The sequence below is a fragment of the Aliiglaciecola sp. NS0011-25 genome (genome assembly GCF_040370605.1).
Classification (GTDB): Bacteria; Pseudomonadota; Gammaproteobacteria; order Enterobacterales; family Alteromonadaceae; genus Aliiglaciecola; species Aliiglaciecola lipolytica_A.
This window is the reverse complement of record NZ_BAABWR010000009.1, coordinates 96002-119317: the sequence shown is the minus strand read 5'-3', so window position 1 is coordinate 119317 and position 23316 is coordinate 96002. Positions and strand designations below refer to the sequence as shown.

Below are 23316 nucleotides of genomic sequence, written 5' to 3'. Positions count from 1 at the left end.
TTATGACAAATACTCCGACAGCCATCGAATTCGAAAACGTCACTTTTGGTTATCCCAATCAAACGACTAGATTTAAAATCGACTCGCCAAAGAATGCAATTGATATAAAAAAGTGGCATGTGGACCAAGGACGTTCGGTGTTTATCTCTGGGGAATCCGGCTCGGGGAAGAGTACGTTATTGAATCTGATCTGTGGCACCTTGGTCCCAACTAGTGGCAAAATATCGATCTTAGGGCAAACTTTTTCTAAATTATCGGAAAGAAAGCGGGACCGTTTCCGCGCGTTGCATATTGGGGTGGTATTTCAACAATTTAACCTCATTCCGTATTTAACGGTGAAGCAAAATATTGAGGTCGCCGCTTTTTTTGGCAAGGGCCGAAAATTTGCTCCAACTTCAAGTATTATAAATCTTTGTAGTCAGTTGAATTTAGCCAGTGAATTACTGCAAAAACCCGCCAATCAACTTAGTGTTGGGCAACAACAACGGGTGGCCATTGCTCGAGCTTTGATCAACCAGCCTGAACTGTTAGTTGTCGACGAACCCACCTCCGCCCTAGATACGTCAGCGCGAGATGGTTTCATCAAATTACTATTAGCATGTGCTAAGCAGTATCGGTTTACTTTGCTGTTTGTAAGCCATGATCTTAGTTTAGCAAACTACTTCGATCAGCATTTAAAACTAGCAGAGATTAACCATGCTCAAGAGGTGGTTGAATGATAATTAGTATTGCTGCACGCAGCCTAAAACATCGCTTACCAGCAGTATTACTGACTATGCTATCGATTATTGTTAGCGTGTCTTTATTGCTCAGCGTGGAACATTTAAGAGTGCAGGCGAAAGCCAGTTTTGGTCGCACTATCTCTGGTGTTGATTTAATTGTCGGTGCACCAACGGGACAGTCAAATTTATTGTTATATTCGGTGTTTCGTATTGGCAGCCCAACCAATAGTGTTTCCTGGGATAGTTATCAATCTTTATCGAAACTACCTAGTGTGAAGTGGATTATTCCAGTGGCTTTAGGTGACTCCCATCGAGGGTATAGGGTGTTGGGCACTAATAATCAATATTTTAAGCATTTTCAGTACGGCAATAAACAGCCTTTAGTCATCAATAGCGGAACATCATTTGAGTCAACATTTGATGCTGTCATTGGTTCAGAAGTTGCTCGTAAACTCAATTATAAATTAGGCGATGAAATCGCGATGTCCCATGGGTTAGCTGACGTGAGTTTCAGCAAGCATGTACACTCGCCATTTACTATCACGGGTATACTCGCACCAACAGGTACGCCGGTTGATAGAACTATTCACGTCAGTATGAGTGGCCTGGAAGTTGCGCATATGAGTGAAGCAAAAATAGATGAAATACAGCATAAAATCGAATCAGGACAACCAGTTAATATAGCTGTAGATAGCGTGACAGCAATGTTCATTGGCCTCAATTCGAAGATGCAAATTTTTCAATTGCAACGTTCAATCAATACCTATAAACAAGAACCTATGTTAGCGATCATTCCCGGCGTGGCCTTTGCTGAGTTATGGCAATTAGTCGGTAGTGTCGAAAGTCTCTTGTTGTTTATTTCGGTGCTTATTTTGTTTTCATCGTTACTTGGACTTGCCACTATGTTGCTCACCACTGTGCGCGAACGACGTCAAGAAATGGCTGTGTTGCGGGCGATAGGTGCCCATTCGTGGGTGGTGTTTTTGCTGATCCAAATTGAAGCCTTATTACTGAGTTTATGTGCAAGTTTGATTGCATTAGTGGTTGTTTGGGGTGGTTTTCAATATGGCGCGTCCTGGCTAAGCGCCGAGTACGGTCTATTTATTGAAAATACTATTTTAGGCACCCGTTCTCTAGTCATTATTGGGATTGTCTGTGCGGCTACCTTTGTGATTGCAAGTATTCCCGCTTTGAGCGCTTATCGTCAGTCGATTCAACAGGGAATTCAAGGGAAATGAGTGATACAAAAGAACCCGCTCAATTAACTCACTCACAAGCAATGCGCTATAGCCGGCATATCATGTTGTCCGGATTTGACTTGGAAAAACAAGAGTTACTATTATCCAAAAAAGTGCTGTTAATAGGAGTGGGAGGTTTAGGTTGTGCCGCAGCTCAATATATAGTGGCAAGTGGTGTGGCAGGGATTACCTTAGTTGATGATGACATTGTCGATGAATCTAATTTGCAAAGACAGATACTGCATAATGAATCCAATATTGGCGAGAACAAGTGCACATCTGCAAAACGCAAATTAGCGATGTTAAATAGCAGTACAAATATTACTGTAATTGAACGCCGTTTAGATACTTCAGCATTAGATAAGATAATAAAAAATCATCATATTGTAGTGGATTGCTGTGATAATTTAGCGACTCGAAATCAATTGAATTTGGCCTGTTTAAAAGCAAATAAACCGCTAGTTTCAGGTGCGGCTATTCGCATGGAAGGGCAAATATTTAGTATGCAACCGGCCAAACAAAGTGCCTGTTACGGATGTTTGAGCAGACATTTTGGAGAGCAGCAATTAAGTTGCAGCGAGGCAGGGGTATTGTCTCCTCTGGTGGGCGTTATTGGTGCCATGCAGGCATTAGAAACACTCAAGATATTAGTCGATTTCGGACAAACATTAAGCAATAAACTGATGTTATTTGACGCAATGTCTATGCAATGGCAAACACTTAATCTAAATAGAAGTGCTAAGTGCCAGACTTGCTCTGTATTTGATTTAAAATAATTAAAATCGTGAACAAACTGAATGCTACCGTTAGCGTTTTAAAAGACCTTTTCACTGTTTGCTGAATAATAGGAGTTAGCATGTCAGTACCAATTTCTTATCAAGGCATTTTTTTCTTAATCACAATGACTTGTGTCTCTGTGTTCGCTCACGCTGCCGAAACAGATAACACCGAGCTTTTTCAACAATTACTGGATGATCATTGGCAACATGAAAATCAGGAAAAAGTGTTTTTTAGAAACGATCCTGATGCGTTTAGAACGAATGGCAAATTACCCGATATGTCTGAAAAAGGACGGCAAAGAAGAGAAAAGTTTAACCAAACCTTGATTCAACGATTAGCCAGAATTGATGTATCGCAATTGTCAGAAAATAATCAGGTAACTTACAAGTTATTTTCTTATGAAAGACAAGCCGAAGCCAAAACCTATCAGCAACTAGATCGCTATTTTCCATTAAATTATTACGCTGGATATCACAGCTATTTTGCCGGCGCACCAGCAAATATGTCGTTTTTAAGCGCTGAAGATTATGATAATTATTTGCTTAGTTTGGCCGACTTTCCGCGTTATAATCAAACGTTTTTAAGTGATTTGTCTGAGGCCGTCAACAAAGGTTATGTGCATTACTGCGAAACCTTTAAAAACTATGATAAATCTATCAGCAAACATATTGTAAACAATGTTGAAGACAGTGTTTTTTGGGCTCCATTTGCGACTCTTCCTGCGCGTATTTCTGCTCAAGAAAAACACAAATACCAGCAACAAGCTAAACGCCTGATCATGCAAACTGTCATCCCCGAGTACCAAAAGTTCTATGATTTTTTCACTCAACAATACATGCCTAATTGTCGCAAAACTGCGGGTATTAGCAGCGTTGATAACGGTGCTCAATACTATAAATATCTAATCGAGTACTACACCACAACAGATTTAAGCGCTGAAGAAATCCATCAAATTGGCTTAGAAGAAGTGGTCCGGATCAGATCTGAAATGCAAAGCATCATTGCAAAAGTAGGCTTTCAAGGCAGTTTCAGTGAATTTATACATTACTTGCGAACAGACGAGAAATTCTACACTGATACAGCACTGGACATGGTAGAAAAAGCCAGCTACATCACACGTAAGATGGCGGGCCAATTACCGAAGTGGTTTAGTGTGTTACCGCGCACTACATTCGACATTAAATCCAGTCCCAACGGCGGAGCCTATTATGTTTCCTCTGATGGCAGTGGCACTACATCTGGTACATACTTTTTAGATACCAAAGATTTAAAAAGCCAACCTCTTTACACTTTAGAGGCGCTGACATTCCACGAAGCAGAACCCGGTCATCATTTCCAAAGCTCCATTGCACAAGAAATTGATATGGCCAATTTTAGAAAAAAACTTTATCACTCCGCATATGGTGAAGGTTGGGGACTGTATTCTGAGCGTTTGGGCAAGGAAATGGGCTTTTATCAAGACCCAATCAGTGACTTTGGTCGCTTGACGTTCGAAGCGTGGCGCGCATGTCGCTTAGTGGTCGATACCGGCATCCATGCCAAAGGCTGGACTCGCCAGCAAGCTATCGATTATTTGGCAAGAAATACAGCGCTGAGTATGAACGAAGTGATTGGCCAAATTGACCGCTATATTAGTTGGCCAGGACAGGCGTTATCTTACAAAATTGGTGAGCTAAAAATTATGCAGTTACGGCAATATGCTCAGACCGAATTGGGCGAACAATTCGATGTGCGTAAATTTCATGATCAAATTCTTAAAAACGGCAGTTTACCCCTCGATTTACTAGAAGAGTTGACGAAAGACTGGGTTGCCCAACAGAAAATTTAATGGTTTAAATTAGGATGTTAAATTGAATAATTTGGAACGCTTTAAAATAGCTTATTTAAAGGCAGTAAGCATATTAATGTTGCTCGTATGCACCTTTAATGGGTACGCACAGGATACTTTGGTAAAACAAATACCACAGGGTTTTGTTACTGGGATTAAGCAAGATCAGAGTATCCAATTCAAAGGCATTCCTTATGCAAAGGCGCCGGTTGATGCGCTGCGTTGGCGACCTCCTGTAGCGCCTGAAAGTTTTGCGGGCCCCCTTGTTGCTGATCAATTTGGGCCAGCTTGTCCGCAACGAAATGGCAATTTAACCCAAAGCGAAAACTGTCTAACCCTGAATATTTTCACCCCAGAAACCCCAACCAATTTGAGTGAAACATCTTTACCTGTTCTAGTATGGATTCACGGCGGAGGTTATGTTGCTGGTTCGGGGAATATTAAGCCTGATAGTCATAAAAACTGGACCGATAATGGGATTATATTGGTCACCTTTAATTATAGGTTAGGGGCGCTGGGAATATTTGCTCCAAGTGCCTTGGACTTGCCTGATGGAAATAACTTCAGCGTGATGGATATGGTCGCTGCGCTGAAGTGGATTAAAACCAATATTGGTGCATTTGGTGGCGATCCCAATCGAGTTACTATAGCGGGCGGCTCCGCTGGCGGCATGGCGATTCAAATGCTTATGGTCAATCAGGAAAGTCGCGGATTATTCCAAGGGGCTATAGCGCAAAGTGGATACGGCGCTTGGCCACTTCCTAGAGTGTCATCTGTTATTGCACTAGCTGGCAGTCCTGATGCACAAACAATTTCCGATAAAATTGCAATGCGTGCGTTAAATGCAGCGCAAGATAGTATAAATTCAGTGTCACTCTATGCACTGCCGGCTGATAAATTGGTTTCTGCAATTGATGGCTTTCATGTCCCCATTGTCGATGGAAAAACGTTGCCAGAAGAGCCTGCGATAATGTTTATGCAAGGCAAACAACATGATGTTCCTTATATCAGTGGCGGGAATAGTTTTGATGGTAGCGTGTTTCCTTATTCTGGCGTCCCAGCAGAGCACTTATTGTCATTGATGGGGAATCAAAAGGCACAGGCAGAAAAAGTTTATGAATTAACAACGCCTTCTATTCAAGCGCTGCCTTATCAGCATTTGTTTGGTGATTTGAGGTATGTGATAGCCGCGAAAATCACCTCACAAAGCATGAATCGAATAGGGCAAGCTGGTTATAGATATTTTTTTGATTATGTGAGTGATGCGCAGCAATACCCCAATGGTGCGAATCACGCTGCTGAGACATACTTCTTATTTAGGCCAGACAATGTGCCTGTATTAAACAAAATGCGTCAATACTGGTACAACTTTATAAAATCTCACAACCCGAACGGAGATGATCTGCCTGCATGGCCTAATTTAACGGATAAAAACTCACAATGGTTAAAAATCTCCGATAAGATTTCCGCCACATCACAGGTGCGAGAAGGTAAACTCAAGGTTCTTGAAAAAGTATTTCTGCAGCGCACTCGCGGGGTGATTAAGCAATAAACAAAGCACTATTAAACTTGTTCGGTTAAATACAACCCGTGTTCATTGATATATTGAGCGACCTCTTTGGGGACTTGCTTATCAATGTCTTGGTGGTTTATGAGATTGTTACGCACCGCAGTTGAGCGTATAGCTACACGTTCAGGTACTACCAATATTTCCCACTTATCTGAAACTTCTTGGGATTTATAAAACTTGTGCCAATTTATTTGATTATCAGGTCCCATGACGAATGTGAGTTTTGCATCAGGAAAGTATTCTGCTTGCAAGTAGGTTAATAAATCAAAGGTGTAAATTGGGTTGGTACCATCACTTAGTTGATCTTCAACCGGGAATACTTCAATCTTAGGTTCATTAAGTTGTTGTGCGAATAGGTGTAACATTGCCACTCTGTGTTCATAAGAGAGCATTTTTTTTGAGAAAGCATGAGCATATGAGGGAATTAATAATATGCTGTCGAATGTCGGTTGTTGTGAAGCGATGTATTCTACTGCGTCTTGATGCCCTAAAGTGGGAGGGTTAAATGCCGCACCAAAAATCGCTATGTTCATATGTAGGGTTCCAGTAAAAACAATTGTTATGACGAATTAGAGTAAGGGTTAACGCCTTACTATTGAGCCATAACTTTGGCGAAAAGTGTAGTAAAAACCATTAAAAATTATAATCATAAAACTCAAAATGTTGTGTAAATGTATACAGCGTAAATGCGGTATTAAATTTCAGGAAAAAGGTGTTAATGAAATCTAAAATAGCGTCAATTAATGTGGATCCACAAAAAGGTTTTACACCTCTTTGCCCAGATGAACTGCCAGTCAATGAGGGCGATCAAATTGTTCCTGAACTCCTTGCTCAAAATGCATTAGCAGATTTAATAATTGGCTCCAGTGATGCACATTGTGAACAGGCTTTGTTCCGAGTCGACAAAGATGAAGAGCAATTTAAACCGCTTGATCACGCCAATACTGATTGCACTTTCAAAATGCATTGTCGTCCTGGAACCAAAGGATTTGAGCTTTTGGATGGCTTACCAACGGCCACTGAATACGATTTTTTTGTTTGGAAAGGTGTGGCACCAGACTTACATCCGTATGGCGCTTGTTATCATGACCTCGCGGAAAAATTATCAACGGGGATCATTGAATATTTAGTGTTTAATAATGTCGATACTGTGATTGTTGGTGGCTTAGCGACTGATTATTGTGTCGCCACCACGGCCTTACAATTGCAAGCTTCCCAGCGTTTTGATGTTGTCCTCAATTTAGCTGCGTGTCGTGGTATTACTCCGCAAGGGGTCACTGAGAAAATAGAGTTAATGCAAAGCCAAGGGATCACTATTTTGCAAAATAGTCATGAGCTAAAAAAATGGTTAGCTAATCGGAGTGCTGGTTAGTGAACTTTTCGAAAGCGTCAGTTAAGCGCAATTCTTTATTTCGGAAAAACCTCAATTTTTCCACCTTAGATAATGACTATTATAAAATGAATATGTGGCAGTGCTTTATGCATCAATATCCCTATATTGAAGAAGCCGAATATCGTTTTTTTATGCGCAGTGATGTGGACTTGAGACCTTACAAAGCTGAAATCCAGCAAGAGTTGCAAAAACTGGACGGCCTTAAATTTACAGATGATCAAATTCGCTGGTTGGAAAAGACACCTTGGTATACCAAAGATTTCATAGAATGGGCGCGAATGTGGTCCTTTCAGAGTCGATTTTTGTACATAACCGAAGAAAATGAGCAATTGTCGATAAGTGCCCGTGGCCCACTAATGCATATTCATAATTTTGAAATGCCAGTTTTATCGACGGTCGCTGAAGTGTATAACCGCCGTAATTATCCGAATAAGTCATATCAAGATGTGCGAAAACCTTTATTTAAAAAAATTGATTGGTTAAAAGAGCAACACCAGAAACATGACCTCAGCGGCTTAACCTTAGCTGATTTTGGGACTCGCCGTAGATTTAGCTATGAAACTCAATTAACCGTAGTTGATATGCTAAACAAGCAATTGCCTGAATTTTTTATTGGCACTTCTAACATGCACATTGCTAAAGAGTTAGGGGTTAATCCCATAGGTACTATGGCACATGAAATATTTATGCTATCGCAACAGGTAGGCGTGCAATTAGCACACTCCCAAAAGCATACGTTAGAATGCTGGGTGAAAGAGTTTCGCGGACAACTAGGTTACGCCCTAACTGATATTATTGGTATGGACGCATTTGTCCGAGATTTTGATTTGTATTTTGCAAAGTTGTTCGAGGGATTGCGACAAGACTCAGGCTGTCCTTTTGAATTCGGTGAAAAAGCGATAAAAATGTATTCAGATCTGAAACTCGATCCGAAAACAAAAACGGTAATTTTCAGTGATGCCCTGAACTTTGAAAAAATGGTCGAGTTATTTCTGCATTTTCGCGGACGCATTCGCACATCTTTTGGTATAGGGACCTTTTTATCAAATGATGTGGACGGGGTTGAACCTCTAAATATGGTGATGAAGCTGGTTAAAGTAAATGGTAAACCTGTCGCAAAAATATCTGACACCGCAGGCAAAAACTTGTGTGATGATGAGAATTTTGTGCGCTATCTAAAGGACGTTTATAACGTTACTTGGGCTTAAAAAGAGCACTTATGAAGTGAAAAAACCTGAACTCACTGTATTCAGGCTTTTTTTGTTATTGTGGTTAATCTGTAGGATATTGTTGGCTAATCCGATAAATCAACAGCGCCGCCTTGTGCATATTCTTCGCGAAGCTCGTCATATCAGCAATCTCGCCTTTTGTATGACCGCCGGTTCCCATTAAACCTAAACCATCAAGGGCCATGTCTACGTGCTCTGCGGCGAATGAAATATCAGCGGCCCCTGCGTTACGCGGGTTGACGGCTGCCACTTTACCGTAACCGAGGGATTCACTGATATCACTATACCATTGCAACAATTGATAATTCTGCTGAGTTGGAGCCATAGGTGGATAGCCTTCACCAATCACTAGCGTGGCGCTGGTATGCAGTAAGTTTTGTTTTACAATCTTATGCATAGTGGTTTTTGCGGTATTCAACTCATCTTGAGTCAATGCTCTTATTCCACCTTTTACTATTAGATGCTGAGCTACTACGTTATTTTTACCAAATGTTGTGCCACTGGCAGTTTCATCTTCGAAGTTTACTTCGGTACCGCCTAAGATAACCCCTGGATTGAAGGTTAAATCACCAAGGTTGGCTAACTCCTGACGAAATGTATCTAGGATACGAGCACCTTCAAAAATAGCGCCAAAGCCCACCTTTTCGCTAAATATTTGCGAGGAATGGGCTGGCCGTCCGGTTACATCTAGTTGCCAATCAACCGAACCTCTACGGGCAACCACTGCGGTTTCTATATTGCCATCACCATCTTCGAACCCAAGAGCGATATCTGCCCATTTGGCAGCGTTGATAATTGCCGCTTTTGAGGCGGATAAGGGTTTACCGCTGCGTTCTTCATCGCCAGTCATGACAATCTGAATGCTTACATCATCAAGCAGTCCTAGGTGTTTAAGGGCGCGCATCACTTCAATAATAATAACGTCTCCGCCTTTCATATCTGTGACACCAGGGCCTGAAGCTTTATTGTCAGCTAAAGCTTGGTAGGTTTGAAATGCATCTGTCTTAGCAAATACCGTATCTAGGTGACCGATCATTAGAATTTTCGGACCTTTTGTTCCATAGCGTGCAATCAAATGTCCAGCTCGTCCAAATTCAGCACCGTCTTGCCACTGGGTTTCAAATCCGAGTTGTTCTAATTCATTTTTAAATAACATTCCAACTTTTTTAACACCGCTAAAGTTCATGGTGCCGCTATTGATGTTAACCGACTCAATTAACAGGGCTTGCGCTTGTGGAAGTTGTTGATTTAATGTGTCAACGATTTTAGATTCGATTTGTGGCTGAGTCTGGGCCGCGTTTATCGCCAATGAAATTAGCATTAAAGAACAGATAAAAGAGATTCGAAACTTCATAATAATCCATAGGGTTTGATTTATTTAACAGGATAAAATTTGCGTCTTATAAAGTCTAGTTATAAGAAAAAAGAGTAAATCCGTTTATTTTTACTATCTGATTAAGTATCGAGCTATAAATATTCCCCATATTCCTGTAAATTACGCGCACTTTTTGTCATCATGTAACGTCAATGCCACTTATCATCCGCTGTGGATTGACCACCAAATTCAACGAGGAATCATATGAAAACACTTTCTGACATAGCCGTAGTAGGCTTAGCCGTAATGGGCGAAAACCTAATTTTAAATATGGCCAGTAAAGGGTTTACGGTCACGGCTTATAACCGCTCGTATAGCAAAGTGGAAAATTTTCTCGCGACCCGAGCGAAAGATAAAACGATTCGTGGTGCCGACTCTATTGAGTCACTAGTTGCATCATTGAGTTCGCCTCGCAAGATTATGCTAATGGTTAAATCTGGTCAGCCAGTAGATGATTTTATACAACAGCTCATTCCACATTTGGATAAAGGTGACATTATCATTGATGGTGGAAACAGCCAGTTTGAAGATTCTAATCGTCGTACCGCTATGTTATCGGACAAAGGTTTGTTGTATGTAGGGACGGGCGTGTCAGGTGGAGAAGAAGGCGCGTTGCTTGGTCCTTCAATTATGCCCGGTGGAAATCCTGAAGCATGGCCTCATGTGAAACCTATTTTTCAAGCTATTTCAGCGAAAGTTAAAGACGAAAATGGCGAGCTATCAATTCCATGTTGTGATTGGGTTGGTGAAGGTGGAGCGGGTCACTTTGTAAAAATGGTACATAACGGCATTGAATATGGTGATATGCAAATCATTTGCGAGGGCTTCATTTTAATGCAAGATTTGTTGGGAATGAGTACCGACGAAATGCAAGCTGTCTTTAAACAGTGGAATGAAACTGAATTATCAAGTTACCTGACAGAAATCACCGCTGATATTTTAGGTTACAAAGAAAATGGTGAAGCGCTGGTTAATAGTATTTTGGATACCGCAGGGCAAAAGGGAACGGGTAAATGGACCGGTATTACGGCCTTGCACTTAGGTGTTCCTCTAACCCTAATAGGTGAAGCTGTTTTTGCTCGTTGTCTCTCTGCAATAAAAGATCAACGAGTACAGGCTGCTAAGACCATATCTGGACCAAAAGCAGAATTTACCGGCGATAAGGTGGCTTTCCTTGAAAGCTTACGCCAAGCATTGCTTGCTTCAAAAATAGTCTCTTATGCACAAGGGTTTGCGGTACTGCAAGAGGCAGCCAAAGAATATAAATGGAATCTCGATTATGGCAGTATTGCGATGATGTGGCGTGAAGGATGTATTATTCGTTCAGTATTTTTGGATAACATTAAAGCCGCTTACGATAATAACCCTAATTTGGATAATTTATTGCTAGATGATTATTTCAATCAAGTGGTTGCCAAGGCTCAACAAGGCTGGCGTGAAGTGGTTGCAACTTCAGCAATGCAAGGTGTGGCAGTGCCTTGTTTGTCGTCTGCACTGAGCTATTTTGACGGATATCGTACGGAAAACTTACCTGCTAATCTGTTGCAGGCCCAACGCGACTATTTCGGTGCGCACACTTATGAGCGTAAAGATAAACCTCGCGGAGAATTTTTCCATACAAATTGGACTGGTAGAGGCGGTGATACTGCTTCCACTACTTACGATGTATAATTGGTAATATCGCGACAAAAGGCTGCATATTGCAGCCTTTTTTGCAGGCGTATATTAATTTTCCGGCCATCTTAACGATTGCTGTATTAACGGCACAAAATGCCTCGCTAACTGAGTGTGTTGGGCTAGGGTTGGGTGAGGATCAAAATTGTCTCCTTTACAATTAATACAGGCTAAATAATCCAGTTGTGGCTCCTTTAGCTCATCCACAAGATCTTTTAAAGATTGGATTAAGATTCGTTTTTTGACTTCATTTTCAGAGGTGTCGCATAACATGGGTCCTTCTGAAATCATGATTTGAACATCAGGATATAAATTCAATAAGTGTTTTACACCAAGGGCATAAGTTCGTTTAAAAATACTCAGGTCAGGCGTATTGGTATAAAAATCATTTGTCCCCAAACAAATGAAAATGCCGTCTGGTATGTAGGCATCAACTGGCCACTTTTGGGTATAGGGAGGCACGGGTATTGTCAGTGGAAAAATCTCTGGTAATTGGGCTTCACTCGCTAGCATGTTTGAACCTTGGATTAGTCCTCGGCCACCAAACCCAATAAGATGCACTTGAGCTTTGAGTAAACGTCCTAATTGCATACCAAAAGATTGATAAGCATTGGCCAATTGAGGTCCTTTTTTCGCATTAGGATGTCGCTCCATTAATGCGCCTGTCACAATAGAATCACCTATGAATATCAACTTTCTATCAGGAAGTTGGGGCGGTTCAATAAGTTCACCATCTTGTATGAGTAATGAGATTAAATTAATAACACCGTGCCAAGACTCCCCCCGATTAAGTAATTCAATTTTGACATTTTGTTTATGTTTTGCCGAAAATATGCGGAACGTTTTAGGTGTTTTCGCAATAACAAGCTGTTTGCTAAGGGTGTTATTGATGATCACATCTATTCTGCCTTTACCAACGCTACATTTAGCGACTAATTCGACATTTTTAGCCTGCACATTGAATGAAATGCTTACACCTGGATAACTAAACGCGATTCCTTCATCTAACCTCAGGATTCTACCCATAACTGTTATTTTTGCGTTATTACAATCGATGATATTTTTCATTTGCAGACTAAATTCAGTTAGTTATGCGATATTTGACACTAATTATAAGGTAGATGGTATGACGAATTACACAGTAAAGAGTAAACTATCACTGAATTGTTTTGTTGGGTTACACAATCAGTAACACTCTCTAGTTGGAATTCAATAGATTCCATCCAGAACTGGGTTACTTTCCCGATTGTGACTTGTGAAACGCTTCTCCCCAATTTTCCAGAAAATCTGGACATTTTATGCCCCGCTTTTTGCGGGGCTTTTTTTATTTCTGGCTTATCAATCTGACACTTGCTGATATTTTAATCAATTTTCGGCGAGCTGAATTTTTCGTTTTAAATTTTTCGGTAATTTTTTTTCGATTTTTACAAAACAAAATTTCGATTATAAATTTCAAATTTATCTTGAAAATTAAGATTTCAAATGTGAAAAAGCAATATAAAACAACTAGTTAAATCTATGCAAACGATTGTTATTGATGTTTGGGTATATAAATTGCCCCGATTAAGTGTTGGTTTGTAATGAGTAACTTACTATTTTGTAACGTTTTTTTAGCAAAATAGGTTGATAAATTAGGCATACCCAACTATAAATAAAACTGTGATTAGGCTATAAAAATTCTTATACATCAAAAAATAGCTTATCCAACATGACGATTTCAGTATCGGTGCGCCAATAAGGACTTAACTGAATCGCATGATTACGTCGAACAATGGACGGAAAAACCAAACATTTAATTATGGGAACAACACATGAAGAATAACTTTTCTAAACTCTCTATGGGGATCAAAATGGGATTGTCAGCAACAGCTGCATTGTCTTTGACAATGACCGCACCGCTGATGGCTCAAGAGTCCACAGACAAAAATGCAAACGTTGAAAAAATAGCGGTAGTTGGTAGCCGCGCGGCACCACGTTCTGTTGGTGATTCTCCAGTACCAATTGATATTATTGGTTCTGATGAGCTAACAAAAGCGGGTAATACCGATATGTTAGAAATACTTAAAGGTACAGTGCCTTCACTTAACGTGCATACTAACCCTATCAGCGATGCGGCATCTTTAGTACGTCCTGCGAATTTAAGAGGCTTGTCTGCAGATAGCACCTTAGTTTTGTTAAATGGTAAGCGTCGTCACCGTTCTTCGGTAATTGCTTTCTTAGGTGGTGGGATTAACGATGGGGCTCAAGGTCCAGATATTTCGGTTATTCCAAGTATTGCGTTAAAACAGGTCGAAGTGTTAAGAGATGGTGCTGCGGCACAATATGGTTCTGATGCAATTGCCGGTGTAATGAACTTTGTGCTCAAAGATGATTCAGAAGGTGGTTCATTGGTTGTTCGCCACGGTGAATATTATGAAGGTGATGGCACTACAACAGAAATTTCTGGTAACGTAGGTATGCCATTTACTGATGATGGCTTTGCAAATTTGAGCTTTCAATACAAAAACTCTGATGCTACGAGTCGCAGTGTACAACGCCCAGATGCCGCAGCGTTTGCTGATGCTGGTTTGACCGTTGAAGATCCTGCACAAATATGGGGTTCGCCTGAAATAAATGATGATATTACTATCTTTGGTAATGTTGGCTTAGATTTAGGTAATGACAAAGAATTTTACATGTTTGGTAACTATTCCGAACGAGACGTGAGAGGGGGTTTTTACTATCGTAACCCCACAACTCGTCCTGGCGTTTATGGCGGCATAGTACGTAACTTAGATGGCACGCCTTCTTATCGCCCTGGCGATGATGACCCTACCGGTCAAGCTGCTTGGGATGCTGCACCAGCGACTGTTTTAGTCGGTTCTTTAGATGGTCTAGAACAACAATTAAATTGCCCAGTGGTTGAATTAGGTGATAACGGTTTACCTGATCAAGGTGCGTTAGATTCTCTTACTGCAGCGAATTGTTTCTCGTTTAATCAAATGTTTCCGGCAGGATTTACGCCAAACTTCGGTGGAAATATTACCGATACTTCATTAACTATTGGTACTAAAGGCGAATTTAAAGAAGGTTTCGCTGAAGGTGTTTTATATGATGTGAGTGGTGCGGTTGGTCGAAATGAATCGCAGTTTTTCATTTATAACACCTTAAACGCCTCTCTTGGTCCTGATACTCCCCGTGACTTCTCTCCAGGTAAATATATTCAGCTAGAAAAAACATTCAATTTGGATTTGGTCAAATTGATTGATGCAGACTTATATAGCGAGATTAACCTTGCCGGTGGTCTTGAATGGCGAGAAGAGTCATTTGAAGTGGTTGCGGGTGACGAAGCGTCTTTTGTTGCTGGTGATCTTTTCTCTCAAGGCTTCAGTGTTGGCTCCAATGGTTTCCCTGGATTTAAACCTTCTGATCAAGGGGTTTCAACTCGACGCAGTGCAGCTTTATACGTAGATGCTGAAGTACCTTTCACAGAAGCGTTCTTGATGGGCTATGCGTTACGCTACGAAGATTATGATACCTTTGGTTCGACTACCAATTATAAGATCTCAGCGCAACTGCATGCAACCGATGACCTTTCATTCCGTGGTTCTGTAAGCACAGGTTTCCGTGCTCCTACAGTGGGTCAGGCGAACGTTAGTAACGTTCAAACCAACCTCGACAGTGGTGTACTAGTTGATTCAGCTTTGTTGCCACCAACGAATCCAATTTCTGTGCAACTTGGTGGTACTGAGCTAGAGCCAGAAGAATCACAAAGTTTCACCTTTGGTATGATTTATCAGGTTGGTAGCGTTTTCTTGACTGTTGACTACTACAATATTCAAGTTGAGGATCGTATTAGCCAATCAGATAAAATCAATCTTTCTGATGAAGATAAAGCCGTACTCAAAGATGCTGGTGTACAAAATGTCGATGGTTTGGCGCAAGTTAGCTTCTTTACCAATGACTTTGATACAACCACTCAAGGTATTGATGTTGTAGCGAATTACACTACCAGTCTTTTTGATGGAAATACCACGTTTGCTTTAGCCTATAACTGGAATGACACTGAAGTTGATAGATATTCTGACATTACTGGTGAGTTTAAAGTTAAGCGTATTGAAGAAGACTTACCAAACCACAGAGCAACTCTTACCTGGTCTCAAGGGTGGGATAGCTTCAGCATGTTTACACGTTTGAATTACTATGGTGAATATCAAGGTGTGCATGTAGATTATGATGCAACGGCAATTACTGCTGATTCAGCCGTTACGGTTGATTTTGAAGCGAGTTATTTCGTGAATGATGCAATTACTCTATCTGCTGGTGCGCAAAACTTGTTTGATCAGGATGCTGAAAAAATCAATATTCCTGCTGACCAAGGCATTGCGAATAACACATGGGGTGGCGTTTATTACGAAACTTCTCCTATGGGATTCAATGGTGGTTTTTATTACTTAAAAGCAACCTACAACTTCTAATCTAAGCGGAAGTATGAAAGCCTTGTCAGTAGACAAGGCTTTTTTTTTGAGAAGTGCGATAGAAATGCGAGAGAAATATTGAATAATCAAATTCGAATAGGAAATGACTATTTAGCCAAAGGTGATTTGCTCAATGCGCAGAAGATATTTGTTCAGTCACTGAAAAATGATCCAAATAACGGGGCAGGGTATCTCGGCTTAGGCAAAGTCGCTAAAGCGGCGTTGCAATATGATCAGGCTATCAATTTACTGCAAAAAGCCTGTCATTTATTAGATAAACAACCTGAGCCACTGTTAGAGCTAGCAGATGCTTTCGGTATTGTACATGCCACTGAGGATGCTCAGACTGTATTACGTTACGCTTATGAAAATTGTTCGCAAAACAAAGCTGTGCTGGCAGCATTGATACAACACTACATTGCCACTGCACAAAATACGCAAGCGCTGCCACTGCTTTGGTCACAAATTCGTTCTGCAGATCCAGAATTTTCAGCCTATGGATGGCTCGATTTAATTCGCACACAAGTGACACCCTTAAATCCAGATGAATGGGCATTATTGATGTCTAGCTACGCCAGTTCCACACCTGCATCACAGCAACGAATGCTACTTGATTACGCACTAGGTCAGGCATATGACAAACTGAAAAATTACCCCAAAGCCATAGAACACCTGCAAATGGCCAATGCATATCAGTTAACATTGTGTCCTTATAGAACGGAGCAGATGTCAGCATTTTTTTCGACACTTTCTGACAGCTATCAACAGGTTGCATTTGCGCAAAAGAAATCAAATGACAATACATATGCGGTTACCCCGGTTTTTATCCTAGGATTGCCCCGCACAGGCTCTACATTGTTGGAGCAAATGCTATGTCAGCACAGTGACATAAATAGCTGCGGTGAACAGGCATATCTAAGTCAATATAGTGTGCCTTTTTTAGAGAAAATGACGCAGTTGAGTTATCCTGAATTAGCTAGCAAGCTAAGCGAGTTTGATACCTCAAAGGTATCAGAACATTATTTAAAATTGATAAAAATTGGTTTAAATGAAGCTTTTATCATTAATAAGTTACCGGCAAATTTTCAAAATATCGGTCTAATTTATCAACTTTTCCCGAACGCAAAAGTGATTCATATTACTCGGCAGATTAAAGATGTTTCGCTATCGATTTATAAAAACTATTTCTACGAAAACGAACCATATTTTTGTGATATTGAGGAGTTTGATAAATATGTCAGTTTCTATCAGCAACAAATGCAGTTCTGGGAGGCGTTGATACCCAACAGAATCCTCACCATTACTTACGAAAATTTAGCCGCTGAGCCAAAACAAGTCATTAAAAACGTACTCAACCATATGGGACTTGAATGGCAGGCGTCTTGTGTGACTGCCATTGATGGCAAAGGAACTATCAATACTTTAAGTGCGGCACAAGTACGTAAACCTATTCACCACAAATCAATTGGCCAGTGGCAAAACTATAAAGCGCTTTTCAATTAGCTAAAAAAACGCCAAATGGCTTCCAGCCATACTAAGGTTAATATGGTCAATGCGATAAAAACTGCGGAGGATCCCATATCTTTAGCACGTCCAATCAAAATGTTATTTTCTAGCGTAACGGCATCCGCGAGCGCTTCAATGGCTGAGTTAATAATTTCTGCAAACAACACAAATAGTAATGTACCAATAAGCGCCATTAGATGGACTGTTGAAGAGGATAAAACAAAAGCAAAGGGCAGCATGACCATTACCAAAATTAGTTCTTGGCGAAATGCTGACTCATGTTGCCATGCTGCGCTAAATCCACGAAAAGAACACTGAGTAGCCTTGAATATCCGTGAAAATCCAGTGCCATTCGGTTTATTCACCAGCACCGATTCATCTTCAACCACCGATGCTTGAGTAACTTTGTTTTTCATATCTTTGTACTTCTGCTTTACTCGTCAACTCGCAACACTGTAACTTATCACTAAATGCGTTTTAGTTTGGGTAACGTTTTTGCAGTCCTTGATATACACAATCACTGTAATTGTGAAGGGTAATATCGAGTTCGTTTAACACTTCCACTAAGTGTTCATTGTCTTCACGACCTAGCCAAACTTTCAAATAACTACCGTCTTTATACCCATTATCTTGTCGAAAGAAGTTAAGCACGTTTTTACCAACGTACTGACGGTAAAGTTCATCCGAATCCATTTCCGCTTGTTCGACAATTTTGATGAATAGAGGCACAGAAAATCGTTTTGCTGCACATAAACCCGCCATTAGTTCCAAATTTTCTAAAATATCTTGGTCATTAAACGCATATTCTTTGCCGTCGAACGTAACTGACTGGACACCACTATTCAATTCACTTGCAATGGTTTCGGCAGAGGACTCTATGTTGCCATCAAAGTCGATAATGATTGCGGAAAGAGCAAAGTGCCAAATGTCCACTAATTCCATTTGCAACTGGGGTAGGTCTTTTTGCTGCGCTTTCCACCATTTCCAACCATGATGTTCAATCCCCTCGACCGCCTCTATCATTGCAGCTCTAAGGTATTGATATCCGGCAGTTAACCACTGAGCATTAACCTTTTGATTCATTTTGGCTTGAAGGTTAAGCATGGTGTTAAGTTGAGTAGAGGAAAGCATAATAGTCCTTATGTAGAATTAGCGAGTGCATAGTGTACTTGTTTTGTGATAATCGGCATAGCCTGAAACAGACTAATCATAATTATAATATTAACCTTAAGATAGTATGAATATCCTCATGTATTAAGCATGGATTGGGCTTATTTCTATCAGGTAATAAACTAAAAATTTAGGAGACAGGTGTGAAAAAATACGTAGTTATTTGCTTGATGTTATTTTCATCAGTTGCGTTTTCCCAGAGTAAGTCGATAAATGACTTTACCAGTGGAATGCAATCAAAGGAGGGGTTTTACACCGTCTATTATGAACAAGATAGTGGGAAGTTGTATTTACAAATTGAAAACTTTGGGCAACAAGTATTGTTCCAAAGTAGTTTGCCACAAGGCATAGGCTCGAATGATATCGGCCTAGACAGACTCCAGCTTGGTAAAACTCGTTTAGTGGTTTTTGAGCGCTTTGGCGATAAAGTTTTGCTAAAACAGTTAAATACCATGTTTCGTTCTACAACCGATAATGCTGCCGAGGCTGCTAGTATCGATGAGGCTTTTGCTGACTCTGTCATTGCTGGTTTTACGGTTGTTGCACAGCAAGATGGCGCCGTTTTAGTCGATTATACTGATTTCCTTTTGTCTGATATCCATGGTATTTCCCAGCGCCTAACTCGTGCTAAGCAGGGCAGCTTCAAAGTCGACTCGAAGCGCAGTGCAGTGTATATGCCGCGCACAAAATCCTTTGTTGATAATACCGAAATGGAATCATTAGTCACTTTTGGTGGCACCAATCCAGGCAAATACTTGCAGCAAGTAACCCCTTCTCCAGATAGTGTTACTGTGCATTTACATCATTCTTTGATCAGATTACCTGATGATAATTATAAACCGCGGGCATTCAGCCCTAATTCCGGTTTTAACAAGATGACCTATCAGGATTATTCAGTTCCTATCGAAGCATCGATGGAACAAAGCTTAATAACTCGCCACCGTTTGTTTAAGAAAGATCCAAAAGCAGCAGTAAGTGAAGCAGTTGAGCCTATTATCTATTATTTAGATCCAGGTGTGCCAGAGCCGGTCAGAAGTGCCTTGTATGAAGGTGCTATGTGGTGGGATCAAGCCTTTACTAAAATAGGTTATAAAAACGCGTTTCAAGTGAAAATGTTACCTGAAGACGCGGATCCAATGGACGTAAGATACAACGTCATTAACTGGGTGCACAGAGCAACACGCGGATGGTCTTACGGAATGTCAGTGCGTGATCCACGTACGGGTGAGATTATAAAGGGGCAGGTTACCCTTGGTTCTTTGCGCGTCCGTCAGGATTATCTTATCGCCTTAGGTTTAACCAGTCCGTTTAAACAAAGCGATAGCAGCATTGAGGCGCAAAAAGAAATGGCGTTAGCCAGAATCAGACAATTATCTGCCCATGAAGTTGGCCATACGCTAGGTATTGCTCATAACTTCGCAGCCAGTGCCTATGGTCGCGAGTCGGTAATGGATTATCCTCATCCTACTGTGACGGTAAAAGATGGCAAAGTTGATATTTCCGATGCGTACGCAGTAGGTATGGGAAAATGGGATGACCATGTGATCGCTTACGGTTATCAAGATTTGCCAGATAATGCTGATGAAGCCGATTATTTACAAAATACGATTCAAACCGCGCTCACTTCAGGTTTGCTCTATATCAGCGATCGTGATGCCAGACCTAGTCACGCCATTAGCCCAATTGGTCACTTATGGGATAACGGTAAAGATCCGGTAGAAGAGCTGCACAATCTGATCGAGGTGCGTAAAGTTGCATTATCACAATTTGGGATTAATTCTATTCCAGAAGGTACAACTTTAGCTTCATTGCAAGAAACCTTAGTACCTGTTTATTACTTGCATCGTTATCAATTGGATGCAGTGGCTAAACTTATTGGTGGTTTAAACTATGCCTACGAAAGTAAAGGCGATTATAGTCAGCCCAAGGGCGTGTCGTTTGTTGAACAAAGCAAGCAGATGGCCGCGTTAGATGCCATGATCGAAACGCTTTCGCCGAAGTTTTTACATATACCTGAGAACATTAGTTCTTTGATTACACCTAAAAGCCTTGGCGAGTCTAATACCCGTGAAAGCTTCAATGGTCGTAATGGTTTGAGTTTTGATCCTATCAGTGCCGCAGAATCAGGAGCGGGTTATACCTTGAGCTTAATGCTAACAGCTGAGAGATTAAACCGTCTCGCTGCGCGTCCTATTAATAGTCGTGATCAACTAACAATCCCTGTTTTATTAGAAAAATTATTCGCGGCTACTTTACAACAAAAGCCGAGTAAATTTGCTGCTGATGTTAAACAACGGGTAGATTATGTAGTGCTCAATAGTGTCATTCAAGCTATGCAAGCTGAAGATATCGCACCAGAAGCTAAAGGGGCTTTATTAGCTGGCTTGATGGACTTACATAGTTGGTTGAAAAAGAACTCTCGTTATGGCCAAAATAAAGTAATGGCTAAACAGTTAGACTGGTTTATGGCAACAGGTGACTGGAAAGGTAACTTTGAAGTGAAACCGCTTCCTCCAGGTTCGCCAATCTAAATACTTATTTTATATTTACTGTATAAGCCGGCTATTGCCGGCTTTTTTTATGGTTATCCTGAATTTTTTGACGTTACACAAATTGATACTCAGTAATTTTTATTTTTCATGTACTTAGCCGTCATAATTGTCAAAGTGATGGTAAAATGACTTTTACTATCTTTGCTAAACGAGCATTGATTAATCCCTTTAATTTAAATTTTGTCACATGTGGTGTGTGCTTGGGTTGTGTTTTAAATGAAAAGTAGAAGAGTGCATAAAGTCCTAGGGTTGCTATTAGTTTTACCTATGATTGGTTGGGTAATTACGGGGCTCATATTTTTTATAAAGCCAGGTTATCAAGATGCATATGAACAGTTAGCGATTAAAACTTACCCATTGGAGCAATCATTTGTCATCCCAAATTCAACTAATTGGATAGAAGCAAGAGTTGTTAAGACGATACTAGGACATCATTTACTGGTCAAAACAGCACAGGGATTTGAGCATCTAGATCCAGTTTCCTATCTCCCTAAAACGCTTTCCGAACAATCTGAATTTCATACGCTGGTAAATGATGCTGTTTTGCATAATCCACAACGTTATGGAAATGTAGTGTCGAGTGACGGTTATAAAGCAAAAACAAACACTGGGGTTGAAGTGAATCTTAATTGGAATCGCTTAACCTTAAGTCAAAGTGGTGGTGACACCAAGTTAATAAACACCCTGTATAAAATTCACTATTTACAATGGACTCCGTTTAAAGAATTCAATCAAATTTTGGGATTTTCGGGTCTCATTTTATTACTTCTATTAACCATTTTAGGCATCAAAATATACCTATCAAGCAAAGGTAACATCAAGATTAATAGGGGATAAATTAAACCGCTAAAATTGCGACCTAATTTATGCCGTTTAAAAATTAATTTTAATAACAGTGGCGACTCCTGCGACATTTATTACATCACTCACCTATATAATATTTGACATATGAAATTTCACATATATGATTAATCACATATATGAATAATCGAATGTGTTTATGAGTCCTTTACAAGTTTTTAAATGTCTTTCTGACGATACTCGACTTAAATCCTTAATGTTGATAGCTGAGTCTGGCGAGTTGTGCGTATGTGATCTCATGGAGGCACTTTGCCTCGACCAACCTAAAATTTCCCGTCACTTAGCTGAGCTGCGTAAATGTTGCATTTTGCAGGATGAAAGAAGAGGGAAGTGGGTGTATTACCGTCTTCATCCAGAATTACCCGACTGGGTAAACAAAGTGATTACAGAATCTACTTTTCATAACCAATCCTATTTCGAAACGGCTTTTAAACGACTTAAAGCTTCTCCTAATGCTCAATATAACTGTTGTTAACCGAGGTTCAACGATGAAAATTTTATATATTTGTACTCATAATCGATGTAGAAGTATTCTCTCAGAAGCAATCACTAATCAGTTAGCAGGTGATGTGATTGTGGCTCAAAGTGCTGGCAGTCAACCAGCAGGGCAGGTACACCCTTTATCTATCAAATATCTGCAAGAAGCTGGAATTTCGGTGCAGGGACTCAAGAGTCAATCTTGGGATGATTTTGAACAATTTGATGCCGATGTGGTGGTCACTGTCTGTGATTCAGCCGCCGGTGAAGCTTGCCCCTTGTGGTTTGGGAATTCTCTGAAAGTGCATTGGGGACTGACTGACCCGTCAAAGGTGCAAGGCACGGAACAAGAGATAGCCACCTCTTTTAAACATTGCATTGAAGAAATCACCGCTCGGGTTAAGCAATTGCAAATATTGGCCAAAAAGGATCTTAATCCAGACCAATTGAAAGTTGCCTTAGCTGAATTAGGAGCACACTAAAT

The 23316-nt window shown here is 40.5% G+C and carries 19 protein-coding genes; 14 read left to right on the top strand and 5 right to left on the bottom strand.

The annotated features are described in order from the left end of the window. The first annotated feature begins 2 nt into the window (after positions 1 to 2). The 5 genes from ABWV72_RS09720 (at position 3) to ABWV72_RS09700 (ending at position 6120) form a co-directional block, all read left to right on the top strand. Entirely contained in the window at positions 3 to 719 is a 717-nt protein-coding gene (locus ABWV72_RS09720) for an ABC transporter ATP-binding protein (RefSeq protein WP_353370261.1), read from the top strand. Next, on the top strand, positions 716 to 1960 hold the full coding sequence (locus tag ABWV72_RS09715; RefSeq protein WP_342807676.1) for an ABC transporter permease: 1245 nt from the start codon (positions 716 to 718) through the stop codon (positions 1958 to 1960). The genes ABWV72_RS09720 and ABWV72_RS09715 overlap by 4 nt, the downstream gene beginning before the upstream one ends. Next, the gene (moeB, locus tag ABWV72_RS09710) at positions 1957 to 2736 is read left to right on the top strand and encodes a molybdopterin-synthase adenylyltransferase MoeB (protein WP_216049500.1); all 780 of its coding nucleotides are present in this window, start codon (positions 1957 to 1959) and stop codon (positions 2734 to 2736) included. Before ABWV72_RS09715 ends, moeB begins: the two co-directional genes overlap by 4 nt. Positions 2737 to 2816: 80 nt before the next feature. Beyond that, complete coding sequence (locus tag ABWV72_RS09705) at positions 2817 to 4568, top strand: DUF885 domain-containing protein (RefSeq protein WP_353370258.1); 1752 nt, start codon at positions 2817 to 2819, stop codon at positions 4566 to 4568. A gap of 22 nt (positions 4569 to 4590) precedes the next feature. Beyond that, on the top strand, positions 4591 to 6120 hold the full coding sequence (locus tag ABWV72_RS09700; RefSeq protein ID WP_353370256.1) for a carboxylesterase/lipase family protein: 1530 nt from the start codon (positions 4591 to 4593) through the stop codon (positions 6118 to 6120). 11 nt (positions 6121 to 6131) lie between these two features. Here the strand turns inward: ABWV72_RS09700 and ABWV72_RS09695 are convergent, their stop codons facing one another. Next, positions 6132 to 6671, bottom strand: coding sequence for a nicotinate-nicotinamide nucleotide adenylyltransferase (locus tag ABWV72_RS09695; RefSeq protein WP_303499698.1), 540 nt, complete (start codon positions 6669 to 6671; stop codon positions 6132 to 6134). 185 nt (positions 6672 to 6856) lie between these two features. Here ABWV72_RS09695 and ABWV72_RS09690 point away from each other — a divergent pair, with 185 nt between their 5' ends. Continuing rightward, positions 6857 to 7510, top strand: a complete 654-nt coding sequence (locus ABWV72_RS09690) for an isochorismatase family protein (RefSeq protein ID WP_216049504.1) — start codon at positions 6857 to 6859, stop codon at positions 7508 to 7510. After that, entirely contained in the window at positions 7510 to 8739 is a 1230-nt protein-coding gene (gene pncB, locus ABWV72_RS09685) for a nicotinate phosphoribosyltransferase (protein ID WP_353370253.1), read from the top strand. Before ABWV72_RS09690 ends, pncB begins: the two co-directional genes overlap by 1 nt. 64 nt (positions 8740 to 8803) lie before the next feature. On the opposite strand, the gene ABWV72_RS09680 is transcribed toward pncB, so the two are convergent. Continuing rightward, positions 8804 to 10114, bottom strand: a complete 1311-nt coding sequence (locus tag ABWV72_RS09680) for a M20/M25/M40 family metallo-hydrolase (protein WP_353370251.1) — start codon at positions 10112 to 10114, stop codon at positions 8804 to 8806. A gap of 225 nt (positions 10115 to 10339) precedes the next feature. On the opposite strand from ABWV72_RS09680, the gene gnd reads away from it, so the two are divergent. Further along, positions 10340 to 11806 carry a decarboxylating NADP(+)-dependent phosphogluconate dehydrogenase gene (gnd, locus tag ABWV72_RS09675; protein ID WP_353370249.1) on the top strand — a complete coding sequence of 489 codons (1467 nt, stop codon included), beginning with the start codon at positions 10340 to 10342 and terminating at the stop codon, positions 11804 to 11806. A gap of 54 nt (positions 11807 to 11860) precedes the next feature. Here the strand turns inward: gnd and ABWV72_RS09670 are convergent, their stop codons facing one another. Next, positions 11861 to 12877, bottom strand: coding sequence for a GDSL-type esterase/lipase family protein (locus ABWV72_RS09670; protein WP_342807688.1), 1017 nt, complete (start codon positions 12875 to 12877; stop codon positions 11861 to 11863). Between the two features lie 743 nt (positions 12878 to 13620). Between ABWV72_RS09670 and ABWV72_RS09665 the strand changes: the two genes are divergently transcribed. Together ABWV72_RS09665 and ABWV72_RS09660 are read left to right on the top strand one after the other, a co-directional pair. After that, a complete protein-coding gene (locus ABWV72_RS09665; protein WP_342807690.1) occupies positions 13621 to 16266 on the top strand; it encodes a TonB-dependent receptor plug domain-containing protein in 2646 nt (881 codons plus the stop codon). Between the two features lie 78 nt (positions 16267 to 16344). Further along, entirely contained in the window at positions 16345 to 17769 is a 1425-nt protein-coding gene (locus ABWV72_RS09660) for a tetratricopeptide repeat-containing sulfotransferase family protein (protein WP_342807692.1), read from the top strand. Here the strand turns inward: ABWV72_RS09660 and ABWV72_RS09655 are convergent. Further along, positions 17766 to 18188 carry a diacylglycerol kinase gene (locus ABWV72_RS09655; protein ID WP_216049511.1) on the bottom strand — a complete coding sequence of 141 codons (423 nt, stop codon included), beginning with the start codon at positions 18186 to 18188 and terminating at the stop codon, positions 17766 to 17768. The genes ABWV72_RS09660 and ABWV72_RS09655 overlap by 4 nt on opposite strands. A gap of 61 nt (positions 18189 to 18249) precedes the next feature. Next, positions 18250 to 18903, bottom strand: coding sequence for a dUTP diphosphatase (locus ABWV72_RS09650; RefSeq protein WP_216049512.1), 654 nt, complete (start codon positions 18901 to 18903; stop codon positions 18250 to 18252). A gap of 209 nt (positions 18904 to 19112) precedes the next feature. Here ABWV72_RS09650 and ABWV72_RS09645 point away from each other — a divergent pair, with 209 nt between their 5' ends. From ABWV72_RS09645 to ABWV72_RS09630, 4 genes are all read left to right on the top strand, one after another. Then, positions 19113 to 21473 carry a zinc-dependent metalloprotease gene (locus ABWV72_RS09645; RefSeq protein ID WP_353370338.1) on the top strand — a complete coding sequence of 787 codons (2361 nt, stop codon included), beginning with the start codon at positions 19113 to 19115 and terminating at the stop codon, positions 21471 to 21473. A 237-nt stretch (positions 21474 to 21710) separates the two neighbouring features. Beyond that, positions 21711 to 22331: a hypothetical protein gene (locus ABWV72_RS09640; RefSeq protein WP_216049513.1), complete on the top strand. Its 621-nt coding sequence runs from the start codon at positions 21711 to 21713 to the stop codon at positions 22329 to 22331. A 163-nt stretch (positions 22332 to 22494) separates the two neighbouring features. After that, the gene (locus ABWV72_RS09635) at positions 22495 to 22830 is read left to right on the top strand and encodes a metalloregulator ArsR/SmtB family transcription factor (protein WP_342807694.1); all 336 of its coding nucleotides are present in this window, start codon (positions 22495 to 22497) and stop codon (positions 22828 to 22830) included. Between the two features lie 13 nt (positions 22831 to 22843). Further along, positions 22844 to 23314, top strand: a complete 471-nt coding sequence (locus ABWV72_RS09630; protein ID WP_342807695.1) for an arsenate reductase ArsC — start codon at positions 22844 to 22846, stop codon at positions 23312 to 23314. Positions 23315 to 23316: the final 2 nt, after the last annotated feature.

What these genes read in the sequence shown, in the direction of transcription:
- ABWV72_RS09720 (WP_353370261.1), top strand. Translation starts at nt 3, where the DNA reads ATGACAAATACTCCGACAGCCATCGAATTCGAAAACGTCACTTTTGGT.
- ABWV72_RS09715 (WP_342807676.1), top strand. Translation starts at nt 716, where the DNA reads ATGATAATTAGTATTGCTGCACGCAGCCTAAAACATCGCTTACCAGCA.
- moeB (WP_216049500.1), top strand. Translation starts at nt 1,957, where the DNA reads ATGAGTGATACAAAAGAACCCGCTCAATTAACTCACTCACAAGCAATG.
- ABWV72_RS09705 (WP_353370258.1), top strand. Translation starts at nt 2,817, where the DNA reads ATGTCAGTACCAATTTCTTATCAAGGCATTTTTTTCTTAATCACAATG.
- ABWV72_RS09695 (WP_303499698.1), bottom strand. Translation starts at nt 6,671, where the DNA reads ATGAACATAGCGATTTTTGGTGCGGCATTTAACCCTCCCACTTTAGGG.
- ABWV72_RS09690 (WP_216049504.1), top strand. Translation starts at nt 6,857, where the DNA reads ATGAAATCTAAAATAGCGTCAATTAATGTGGATCCACAAAAAGGTTTT.
- ABWV72_RS09680 (WP_353370251.1), bottom strand. Translation starts at nt 10,114, where the DNA reads ATGAAGTTTCGAATCTCTTTTATCTGTTCTTTAATGCTAATTTCATTG.
- gnd (WP_353370249.1), top strand. Translation starts at nt 10,340, where the DNA reads ATGAAAACACTTTCTGACATAGCCGTAGTAGGCTTAGCCGTAATGGGC.
- ABWV72_RS09670 (WP_342807688.1), bottom strand. Translation starts at nt 12,877, where the DNA reads ATGAAAAATATCATCGATTGTAATAACGCAAAAATAACAGTTATGGGT.
- ABWV72_RS09665 (WP_342807690.1), top strand. Translation starts at nt 13,621, where the DNA reads ATGAAGAATAACTTTTCTAAACTCTCTATGGGGATCAAAATGGGATTG.
- ABWV72_RS09655 (WP_216049511.1), bottom strand. Translation starts at nt 18,188, where the DNA reads ATGAAAAACAAAGTTACTCAAGCATCGGTGGTTGAAGATGAATCGGTG.
- ABWV72_RS09650 (WP_216049512.1), bottom strand. Translation starts at nt 18,903, where the DNA reads ATGCTTTCCTCTACTCAACTTAACACCATGCTTAACCTTCAAGCCAAA.
- ABWV72_RS09645 (WP_353370338.1), top strand. Translation starts at nt 19,113, where the DNA reads ATGTTATTTTCATCAGTTGCGTTTTCCCAGAGTAAGTCGATAAATGAC.
- ABWV72_RS09640 (WP_216049513.1), top strand. Translation starts at nt 21,711, where the DNA reads ATGAAAAGTAGAAGAGTGCATAAAGTCCTAGGGTTGCTATTAGTTTTA.
- ABWV72_RS09635 (WP_342807694.1), top strand. Translation starts at nt 22,495, where the DNA reads ATGAGTCCTTTACAAGTTTTTAAATGTCTTTCTGACGATACTCGACTT.
- ABWV72_RS09630 (WP_342807695.1), top strand. Translation starts at nt 22,844, where the DNA reads ATGAAAATTTTATATATTTGTACTCATAATCGATGTAGAAGTATTCTC.